Genomic DNA, 9,683 nt, shown 5'->3' with positions numbered 1-9,683 from the left:
GTCTACAACACCGAGCACGACGTCGACCGCCTCCTCGACGCCCTGGCCGGCTGACCGGGCGGCCGGCCCGCGCCCCGGCGGCCCCGCGCCCCGGCGGGACCTGGCCTGCCGGGGCCGGGCTGCCGGGGCCCGTCACGACGTTCAGCGCCCGTCGATCACGTGCGTACAGTGCGGGCATGAGCGATGGGAGCGCCGTGGGCGCCATGGGAGCCATGGGCGAAGTGCTGCATGTGAAGGGACGGGTCCTGGTGGGCCCGGACGACGTACGCGACGAACTGTGGGTCGTCGGGGGCCGGATCTCGTACGAGCGCCCGCGCGCCGCCGGCGAGGTCACCACGGTGTCCGGCTGGGCGCTGCCCGGACTCGTCGACGCGCACTGCCACGTGGGCCTGGACGCCCACGGGCCGGTGGACGACGTGACGAGCGAGAAGCAGGCGCTGACCGACCGGGAGGCGGGGGCGCTGCTGATCCGGGACGCCGGCTCGCCCTCCGACACCCGGTGGATCGACGAGCGCGAGGACCTGCCGAAGGTCATCCGGGCCGGCCGCCACATCGCCCGCACCCGCCGCTACATCCGCAACTACGCCCACGAGATCGAGCCGGACGAGCTGGTCGCCTACGTCGCCCGCGAGGCGGTGCGCGGCGACGGCTGGGTGAAGCTGGTCGGCGACTGGATCGAGCGCGAGGCCGGCGACCTCACCCCCTGCTGGCCGCGCGGGGCGGTGGAGGCGGCCATCGCCGAGGCGCACCGGCTCGGCGCCCGGGTCACCGCGCACTGCTTCGCCGAGGACTCCCTGCGCGACCTGGTCGAGGCGGGCATCGACTGTGTCGAGCACGCCACCGGCCTGACCGAGGAGACCATCCCGCTCTTCGCCGAGCGCTCGGTAGCGATCGTGCCGACCCTGGTGAACATCGCGACGTTCCCGCGACTCGCGGACGGCGGCGAGGCGAAGTTCCCGCGCTGGTCCGCGCACATGCGGCGGCTGTACGAGCGCCGCTACGACACGGTCCGCGCGGCCTACGACGCGGGCGTGCCCGTGTACGTCGGCACGGACGCGGGCGGCTCGCTGCCGCACGGCCTGGTCGCGGCGGAGGTGGCGGAGCTGGTCAAGGCCGGCATCCCGGCCCTGGACGCGCTCTCGGCGACGGCCTGGGGCGCCCGGCGGTGGCTGGGCCGGCCCGGCCTGGAGGAGGGGGCCCCGGCGGACCTGGTGGTCTACGCCGAGGACCCGCGCGCGGACGTCCGGGCCCTGGCGGACCCGCTCCGGGTGGTGCTGAACGGCCGGATCTGCGCCTGAACGGCCGGGCCTGCGCCTGAACGGCCGGGCCTGCGCCTGAACGGCCGGGCCTGCACCTGAACGGCCGGGCCTGTGCCTGAGCGGCGGCCGCGGGATTGACGGACCGTGACATCGGAGCCCGGCCGGTCGTTGAAGGTGGCCGTGTCGGGCTCCGATGCCGCGACCGACCGGGGCGTGAGGGAACTCCCGTGCCCCGTGGGGCGAATGGATTCGAAAACGAGCGCGAAATCCCCTCTTTGGGGTGAACTCACGCCAGGTGCCCGCCCATTCACCCACAGTGCGTAAAGATTCCCGGGACGAGGCCGTCGGCGCACCGCCATGTCCCCCATGGGCGGCGCGGCGGCCACCCATCTTCCCGGGGGTTCCCACCGTGAACAGCTCCGCCTTCCGCATGCCCGCGGCCGCCCTGCTCGCCACAGGAGCGGTCGCCCTGCTGGCCGTCCCGCCCGCCCACGCCGCCGGCGGAACGCCTGCCGCCCCGCCCGCCGCCCAGGGCCGGGCGAGCGCGGTCGTCCTGCGCGCCGGGCTCGACGTGGGCCTGATCGACAAGACCGTGCACCTGCCGCTGCGGACCACCCTGAACCAGGTCGACGCCCCCGCCCGGGCCGAGAAGACCGCCCTGACCGTCACACTCGACGGGGTCGACAAGGGCCAGCCGGTGAGCGTGCTGCGCGCGGACGTGGCCACCTCCAAGGCGACGGCCGACGACCGGCGCGCCGAGGCCGAGGCCAACCTGGCCAACGCCAAGGTCCACGTCCCGGGCCTGCCGCTGCTGTCGCTGATCGAGGTCGAGAAGGTCACCTCCAAGGCCGTCTGCGAGGCCGGCCGGCAGCCGGTGGCCAGCTCCAACGTGCTCGGCGCGGTCACCGTCCTCGGCAAGAAGGTCACCCTCTCGGCGGGCGGTCCCACCCGCGTCGAGGTACCGGGCGTGGGCGAGGTGAACCTCGCCCTGTCCGCCGCCGAGACCAGCTCGTCCACGGCGGCGGCGACCGCCCTGCGCCTGAAGGTGTCGGTGAACCCCCTCAAGCTGAACGTCGCCGAGGTCGACGGCGAGCTGGTCCTGGCCGAGGCGCGCTGCGAGTCCCCCGCCGGCTCCACCCCGCCCCCGTCCACCGCACCGGACGCGAAGCCCGCCGGCGGCCAGGGCGTCAAGGCACAGGCGGCCGGGAACCCGGCGGCCTCGGGCACCCACGCCAACCTCGCCGAGACCGGCGGCAGTTCACTGACACCGTACGTCGCGGGCGGCGCCCTGCTGCTGCTCGGCACCGGCGCGGCCGCACTCGTCGTGGCCCGCGGCCGCAACCGCGCCTGACCCCGCGACCCCGGCTCCGCGCCCGACCTCGGGCCCCCGCGGCCCCGCGCCCGGCTCCCCGGCCCCGGCCCCGGACTCCGCGCCCCGCCGCGCCTAGCGCGAGGCCTTCACCAGCCCCTGCTCGGCGGCCTTCCGGGACAGGACCGCCTCGGTGACCTGCTTGTCCACGGCGGCGTACTCCGTGCGCTTGGCGGTGGACAGTGCTCCGTCGGAGCCCGGCTGGCCGTCGGCGAGGACGCAGGAGGCGCACACCACGCGGAACGGCGGCCCCATGTCCGAGTACTGCGTGAAGTACTCCGCCTTCACCACCTCCCAGCGGCCCGCGGCCGCCGGGGCGAAGGTGAAGCGCGGGACGGAGGACATGTTGCCGCGCTTCTTGTCCGCGGGCACGAAGCTGGCGACCTGGTCGCCCATGCCGAAGACCACCCAGGTGCCGTTGATCTTCTCGTAGGGCTGCGGCACGTGGTTGTGCGTCCCGATGATCAGGTCGATGTCGGGCAGCCCGTCGGTCTTCGAGGCCGTCAGCGCCTGCGCCAGGTCGCGCTGCTGCTGGTCCGGCGCGGTCTGCCACTCGGTGCCCCAGTGGACGCTGAGGACGACGACGTTCGCGCCCGCCTTCCGGGCGGCGCGGGCGTCGGCGATGATCCGGTCCTTGTCGATCAGGTTGACCGCCCAGGGCTTGCCCTGGGGGAGCGGGATGCCGTTCGTGCCGTACGTGTACGACAGCTGCGCGATCTTCGCGCCACCCGCGGTGACCAGCGCCGGGGCCTTGGCCTCCTCGGCGTTGCGGGCCGACCCGACGTGCTTGATGCCGACCCGGTCGAGGTGGTCGAGGGTGCGGGTCAGGCCGTCGTACCCGGCGTCCAGGGTGTGGTTCGAGGCCGTGGAACAGCTCTCGTAGCCGGCGTCCTTGAGGGCGTCGGCCAGGTCGTGCGGCGCCTTGAAGGTGGGATAGCCGGTGTAGGGCCCGCCGGGCGCCCCGTACGGTATCTCGTGGTGGCACATCGCCACGTCGGCGGCGGAGACGAGGGGCTTGACGCCCGCGAGTATCTTGCGGAAGTCGTGGCCCTTGCCGCCCGCGTCGTCCGCGGCCCGCTGGATGATCGACGGGTACGGGATGATGTCCCCGGTCGCGACCAGTGTGAACGGCTTCGCGTCGGCGGCCGGCTTCGCCTTGCCCGCCGTGCCCCCGCCCGCGGTCCCCGCGCCGCCCTGGAGGCGCTGCTCGGTGCTCGCGCCGTCCGTGCCGAGCAGCTTCGGCGCGACGTAGACACCCCCCGCGACCACGGCGAGGCCGGCCACGGCCGCCCCGATCCTGGCGGACTTCCTCATGCTGCGTTCCCCCTGTTGTGTTGCAGGCCGGTCCGTTTCCCGGCTCCCCCCGGATACTGTCGCACGCACGTTCCGGCCGCCGCCCGGGCGGCCCACCCGGTACGCCGTCCGTGGAGGCACCCGGGAGGACACCGGCCGGCCCGTCGCGGTTCCGGCACGATCCGAAGTCCCGGCACGATCCGGAAGACACGGCCGAAGACACGGCCCAGGCCCCGGGCCCGGCGGGGTCAGGACGAGGTGAGGGCCAGTGCGTGGTCCAGCGCCTGCAGGAGCCGTCCCGTCGTCGCCCGGTCGCGCACCGCCAGCCGCAGCCAGGAACGGTCCAGCCCCGGGAAGGTGTCCCCGCGCCGCACGGCGAAGCCCAGGGCGCGCAGCCGGGTCCGTACCTCGGCCGCCCGCTCCACCCGGATCAGCACGAACGGCCCCTCGGCCGTCCCCGCCACCGAGATCTCCTCGAACTCCGCCAGCCCCGCCAGCAGATGGGCCCGGTCCACCGCGATCCGCCGGGCCGCGTCCTCCGCCTCCGCCAGCGCCCGGGGCGTCACGCACGCCTCCGCCGCGGCCAGCGCCGGTGCCGACACCGGCCACAGCGGCTGGGCCGCCGCCAGCCGCGCGATCACCTCAGGCTCCGCCAGTACGTACCCGATCCGCAGCCCTGCCAGCCCCCAGGTCTTGGTCAGGCTGCGCAGCACCACCAGCCCCAGCACGTCCGTCCGCCCGGCCAGCGCCTCCCGCTCGCCCGGCACCGCGTCCATGAACGCCTCGTCCACCACCAGGATCCGGCCCGGCCGCGCCAGAGCCGCCAGGTCCCGCGCGGGGTGCAGCACCGAGGTCGGATTGGTCGGATTGCCCACCACCACCAGATCGGCGTCCTCCGGCACCGCCGCCGGGTCCAGCCGGAAGCCGTCCGACGCGCGCAGCAGGACCCGCTCCACCCGGTGCCCGGCATCGCGCAGGGCCGCCTCCGGCTCGGTGAACTGCGGGTGCACCACCACCGGCCGTACGGCGTCCAGGGCGCGCGCGACCAGCACGAACGCCTCGGCCGCGCCCGCCGTCAGGAGCACCCGGTCCACCGGCAGCCCGTGCCGCGCCGCGACCGCCGCCCGGGCCGCCCGCCCGTCCGGATAGGCGGCGAGCGAGTCCAGCGAGGCGGCGATCCGCTCCTTGAGCCAGGCCGGCGGGGTGCCGGTGCGCACGTTGACGGCCAGGTCGACCAGCCCGGCCCCGGCGTCCACCACTTCGGCGTCCCCGTGGTGGCGCAGGTCGTGGGGATCGGGCACGCCGGCCACCGCGCAGGTCACCGCGGCCGACTTCCGCTTCGCCACCAGCAGCCTTCCGCCGCCGCTGCCGGCCAGCGCGGCGGCCTCGGCCACCGACGCACTGCCCACGGCCTCCCGTACCGCATCGGAGGGATGCGGCACGGCGACGCGCGCCAACTCCTCGGCGCAGTAGCTGAGCAACGGCACGCCGAAACGTTCCGCCGCAGCAGCCATCCCGGCCTCGCCGGCCTTCGACTCCACCGTCGCCAGGGCCGACACCGCCCCCACCGGCAGCCCGGCCGCGCGCAGGGTCTCCTCGACCAGCGCGCAGACCTCGTCGGCGTCCACCCCCGCCCGGGCGCCGACGCCGACGACCACCTGCTCGTACTCGCCCATTCGCCGGTCCTCTCTCATTCGTCAACGTCGTGTCCGGCCGCGTCCCGCGCGCAGACGTGCACACGGGCCCGGCAGTCGGTATTCAGGGGCACATGGCCGTGGTGGTGGCGCTGGGCGCGTTCCTGATGACGCTGGCGGGCGGATGGGCGGCGCAACGCGTCACCGACCGCCGCCATCTCGTGCTGGGCCTGGCCGGCGGGCTGATGCTCGGCGTGGTCGGCCTGGACCTGCTGCCGGAGGCGCTGGACGCGGCCGGCGACCCGGTGCTCGGCGTTCCGCTCGCCCTGCTGCTCTTCGTGGCCGGGTTCCTGGTCGCGCACGTCGTGGAACGCCTGCTCGCCGTACGGCAGGCCGCGCACGGCGCCGCGAACGGGTCCGGGGACGGACACGGCGCGCACGGACACGGCCGGGGCGGACACGGCGAGGGCGGACCCGCCGAGGGACACCGGGTCCGCACCCCCCAGGTCGGCCTGACGGCCGCCGCCGCGATGGTCGGCCACAGCCTCGCCGACGGGGTGGCACTGGGCGCCGCGTTCCAGGTCGGCGGCGGCATGGGGATCGCCGTCGCCCTGGCCGTCATCACCCACGACTTCGCCGACGGCTTCAACACCTACACGCTCACCAGCGTGTACGGGAACGACCGCCGACGGGCCCTGGGGATGCTGTTCGCGGACGCCGTCGCCCCCGTCGTCGGCGCCGCGTCCACCCTGCTGTTCACCCTTCCGGAGGAACCGCTGGGCGCCTATCTCGGCTTTTTCGGCGGCGTGCTGCTCTACCTCGCCGCCGCCGAGATCCTCCCCGAGGCGCACCACCGCCACCCCGCCCTGTCCACGCTGCTGTGCACGGTGGGCGGGGTGGCCGGCATCTGGCTGGTCGTCGGCATCGCGGAATGAGCTCATGGCGCGGCCGTGTGCTCCCGGGCAGCCGCGTACGTCCGGGCGGCCGCGGTGAAGCGCGCCGCCACGGACGGCTCCGCGGCCCAGTGGGTGTGCAGATAGCTGGCGTGCACGCCCTGCCGTACGAAGCCCTCCACGCGCCGCTCGGGACGGGTGAACCCCCAGGCGGGGGCCGCCCCGGCGGACGGCTCGATCACCGTGCGGTGGAACTCGTGCCCGCGCAGCCGGGTGCCGGCGGCGGCCAGCGGGCTGTCGGTCACGGCGACCGCCTCGCGGTAGCCGAGCGTCAGCCGCTGCGACATCCGCGCGTCGGCATCGAGCACCCCGCACATCGGCGTCCCGTCGAGGGACCGGGCCAGGTAGAGCAGACCGGCACACTCGGCGGCGATCGGCGCGCCGGCTGCCGCCAGCTCGGCGACGGCCTTGCGCAGCGGCTCGTTGGCGGCGAGCTCCGGGGCGTAGACCTCGGGGAAGCCGCCGCCGACGACGAGCCCGGCGGTGCCTGCCGGGAGGGCCTCGTCGTGCAGGGGGTCGAAGGGGACCACCTCCGCGCCGGCAGCCCGGAGAAGCTCGGTGTGCTCGGCGTACGAGAACGTGAAGGCGGCACCGCCGGCCACCGCGACGACCGGCCGACGCCCGGGCGCGGAGCCCAGGTCGAGCAGGGCCCGTTCCGCGGACCACGGCTCGCACGCCAGGGCCGGGGCCGTGCGGGCCAGGGCCAGCAGGGCCTCCAGGTCGCACCCGGCCCGTACCTGTTCGGCCAGCGCCGCCACCGCGGCCACCGCATCGGCGCGCCGCTCGGCGACCGGCACCAGGCCCAGGTGCCGCGACGGCGTGGCGACCTGCGGCGCCCGCCGCAGCACGCCCAGCACCGGGGCGCCGGCCTCCTCCAGGGCCTCGCGCAGCATCGCCTCGTGCCGGTCGGAGCCGACCTTGTTCAGGATCACGCCCCCCAGCCGCACCTGCGGGTCGAAGGACGCGAAACCGTGCACCAGCGCCGCCACCGACCGCGACTGCGAGGACGCGTCCACCACCAGCACCACCGGCGCCCGCAGCAGCTTGGCGACCTGCGCCGTCGAGGCCAGCTCGCCCTGCCCGGCCGCGCCGTCGTACAGGCCCATCACGCCCTCGACCACGGCCAGGTCGCAGCCGGCCGCCCCGTGCGCGAACAGCGGGCCGACCAGTTCCGGCCCGCACAGGAACGAGTCCAGGTTCCGGCCGGGCCGGCCCGTCGCCAGGGCGTGGTAGCCCGGGTCGATGTAGTCGGGGCCCACCTTGTGCGGGGACACGGCCAGGCCGCGCTCCGCGAAGGCGGCCATCAGCCCGGTCGTGACCGTGGTCTTGCCGCTCCCCGACGAAGGCGCCGCCACGACCAGCCGCGGCACCCGCACGGCCGCAGCGGAGGAACCAGCCGCAGCGGAGGAACCGGCCGCCGCCGAAGAACCGGCCGCCGCGGAGGAGCCGGCGGCCGCGGAACCGTACGTCACCACTCGATGCCCTTCTGGCCCTTCTGGCCGGCGTCCATCGGGTGCTTGACCTTGGTCATCTCGGTGACCAGGTCCGCGAACTCGACCAGCTTCTCGGGCGCGTTGCGGCCGGTGATCACCACGTGCTGCGCGCCGGGACGGCTGCGCAACACCTCGATCACCTCGTCCACGTCGATCCAGCCCCAGTGCAGGGGGTACGCGAACTCGTCCAGCACGTACAGCTTGTGCGTCTCGGCCGCGAGGTCCCGCTTGACCTGCTCCCAGCCCTCCTTCGCCGCCTGCTCGTTGTCGAGCTGCGCGTCACGCTGGACCCAGGACCAGCCCTCGCCCATCTTGTGCCAGACGACGGTGCCGCCCTTGCCGGTCTCGCCGAGCGCCTTGAGCGCGTTCTCCTCGCCGACCTTCCACTTCGCCGACTTGACGAACTGGAACACCCCGATCGGCCAGCCCTGGTTCCAGGCGCGCAGCGCCAGCCCGAAGGCCGCCGTCGACTTGCCCTTGCCGGGCCCGGTGTGGACGAACACCAGCGGCCGGTTGCGGCGCTGACGCGTGGTGAGACCGTCGTCGGGGACGACGGACGGCTGTCCCTTGGGCATTAGGCGGCCTTCCTGTGGGAGGGGGAGGGGGAGGATACGGACGTACGGACGTTCTTCACGAGCCCGGCCAACGCATCGGCCCGCAGCCCGTCGAGGGTCACCGCCGGGCCGCCGAGGTCGGCGGCGAGCGCCGCGGCCAGGCCCAGCCGGACGTGGCCGCTCTCGCAGTCCACGACCACCGAGGCGACGCCCTCGGAGTGCAGCAGCCGCGCGGAGCGGCTCGCCAGGGCGCGCGGATCGCCGCCCGCCGAACCGGCCACCGCCCCGGCCGAGGTGGCCCGGCCGTCGGTGACGACGACCAGCAGCGGCCGGCGCGAGGGATCCCGCAGCCGCTCGACGCGCAGCACCTCGTGGGCCTTGAGCAGCCCGGCGGCGAGCGGGGTCCGGCCGCCCGTGGGCAGCTGCCGGAGCCGGGCCGCGGCCGCGTCCACCGACGACGTCGGCGGCAGCGCGAGCTCGGCGCCGGAACCCCGGAAGGTGATCAGGCCGACCTTGTCGCGGCGCTGGTAGGCGTCGAGCAGCAGCGACAGCACCGCGCCCTTGACGGCGCCCATGCGCTGCCGGGCCGCCATGGAGCCGGAGGCGTCCACGACGAACAGCACCAGGTTGCCCTCGCGGCCCTCGCGGGTCGCCTGGCGCAGATCGTCCTTGCGGACGACCAGCCCGGGGCCGCTGCGCCCGCGCGCCCGCTGGTGCGGGGCGGCCGCCTGCACGGTCGCGGTCAGGTGCAGCTTCGTCAGCTGGCCGCGGGGGCGCTGGGCGCCGGTGGTCCGGCCGTGCGCGGTCCGGGCCCGGGACCGGCGCCCGGAGGCGCCCTCACCGAGGCCGGGCACGCTGAGCATCCGGGTGCGGAACGGCTCCGACGCGGGCACCGCGGCCTGGACGGGCGCCGGCCCGGTCGCAGACGCGAGCAGCGGCGACGTCGGCGGGTCCCGGCCCGCGCACCGGATTGCCGCCCTCCGCCCGGGGGCCGGGCGGGGCCCGGTCGTGCTGCTCGGTGCCCCCCCGGAGATGGCGCCGCCCCTCGCGCCCCGTCCCCGTGACTTGACCCATGCCACCGTCCGGGGGCCGCTGGCGGCCGGGGCCCAGCTCGGGCTCGCCCCTCGG

General features: G+C 75.6%; 8 protein-coding genes. 3 read left to right on the top strand and 5 right to left on the bottom strand.

All coding sequences use genetic code 11. The features are described from left to right. The first annotated feature begins 176 nt into the window (after nt 1-176). Together GPJ59_RS28245 and GPJ59_RS28240 are read left to right on the top strand one after the other, a co-directional pair. The gene (locus GPJ59_RS28245; protein ID WP_374200928.1) at nt 177-1,298 is read left to right on the top strand and encodes an amidohydrolase family protein; all 1,122 of its coding nucleotides are present in this window, start codon (nt 177-179) and stop codon (nt 1,296-1,298) included. A 370-nt stretch (nt 1,299-1,668) separates the two neighbouring features. After that, nucleotides 1,669-2,610: an SCO1860 family LAETG-anchored protein gene (locus tag GPJ59_RS28240; RefSeq protein ID WP_219670528.1), complete on the top strand. Its 942-nt coding sequence runs from the start codon at nt 1,669-1,671 to the stop codon at nt 2,608-2,610. Between the two features lie 93 nt (nt 2,611-2,703). Here the strand turns inward: GPJ59_RS28240 and GPJ59_RS28235 are convergent, their stop codons facing one another. After that, nucleotides 2,704-3,942: a CapA family protein gene (locus GPJ59_RS28235; protein ID WP_219670527.1), complete on the bottom strand. Its 1,239-nt coding sequence runs from the start codon at nt 3,940-3,942 to the stop codon at nt 2,704-2,706. A 227-nt stretch (nt 3,943-4,169) separates the two neighbouring features. Then, nucleotides 4,170-5,597, bottom strand: a complete 1,428-nt coding sequence (gene cobC / locus GPJ59_RS28230; protein ID WP_219670526.1) for an Rv2231c family pyridoxal phosphate-dependent protein CobC — start codon at nt 5,595-5,597, stop codon at nt 4,170-4,172. 92 nt (nt 5,598-5,689) lie between these two features. Between cobC and GPJ59_RS28225 the strand changes: the two genes are divergently transcribed. After that, a complete protein-coding gene (locus GPJ59_RS28225; RefSeq protein ID WP_219670525.1) occupies nt 5,690-6,490 on the top strand; it encodes a ZIP family metal transporter in 801 nt (266 codons plus the stop codon). Nucleotides 6,491-6,492: 2 nt separating this feature from the next. On the opposite strand, the gene GPJ59_RS28220 is transcribed toward GPJ59_RS28225, so the two are convergent. From GPJ59_RS28220 to GPJ59_RS28210, 3 genes are all read right to left on the bottom strand, one after another. Then, nucleotides 6,493-7,884: a cobyrinate a,c-diamide synthase gene (locus GPJ59_RS28220; protein WP_219670529.1), complete on the bottom strand. Its 1,392-nt coding sequence runs from the start codon at nt 7,882-7,884 to the stop codon at nt 6,493-6,495. Nucleotides 7,885-7,976: 92 nt separating this feature from the next. Beyond that, nucleotides 7,977-8,576, bottom strand: coding sequence for a cob(I)yrinic acid a,c-diamide adenosyltransferase (gene cobO / locus GPJ59_RS28215; protein ID WP_219670524.1), 600 nt, complete (start codon nt 8,574-8,576; stop codon nt 7,977-7,979). Continuing rightward, nucleotides 8,576-9,683: VWA domain-containing protein (locus GPJ59_RS28210; protein ID WP_374200927.1), on the bottom strand; the 1,108-nt coding region annotated here is incomplete at its 5' end. The genes GPJ59_RS28210 and cobO, both read right to left, overlap by 1 nt.

The organism is Streptomyces bambusae, assembly GCF_019400985.1.
Classification (GTDB): Bacteria; Actinomycetota; Actinomycetes; order Streptomycetales; family Streptomycetaceae; genus Streptomyces; species Streptomyces bambusae_A.
Note: the sequence above shows the minus strand (reverse complement) of the source record. Positions and strands in the feature narration are given on the sequence as shown.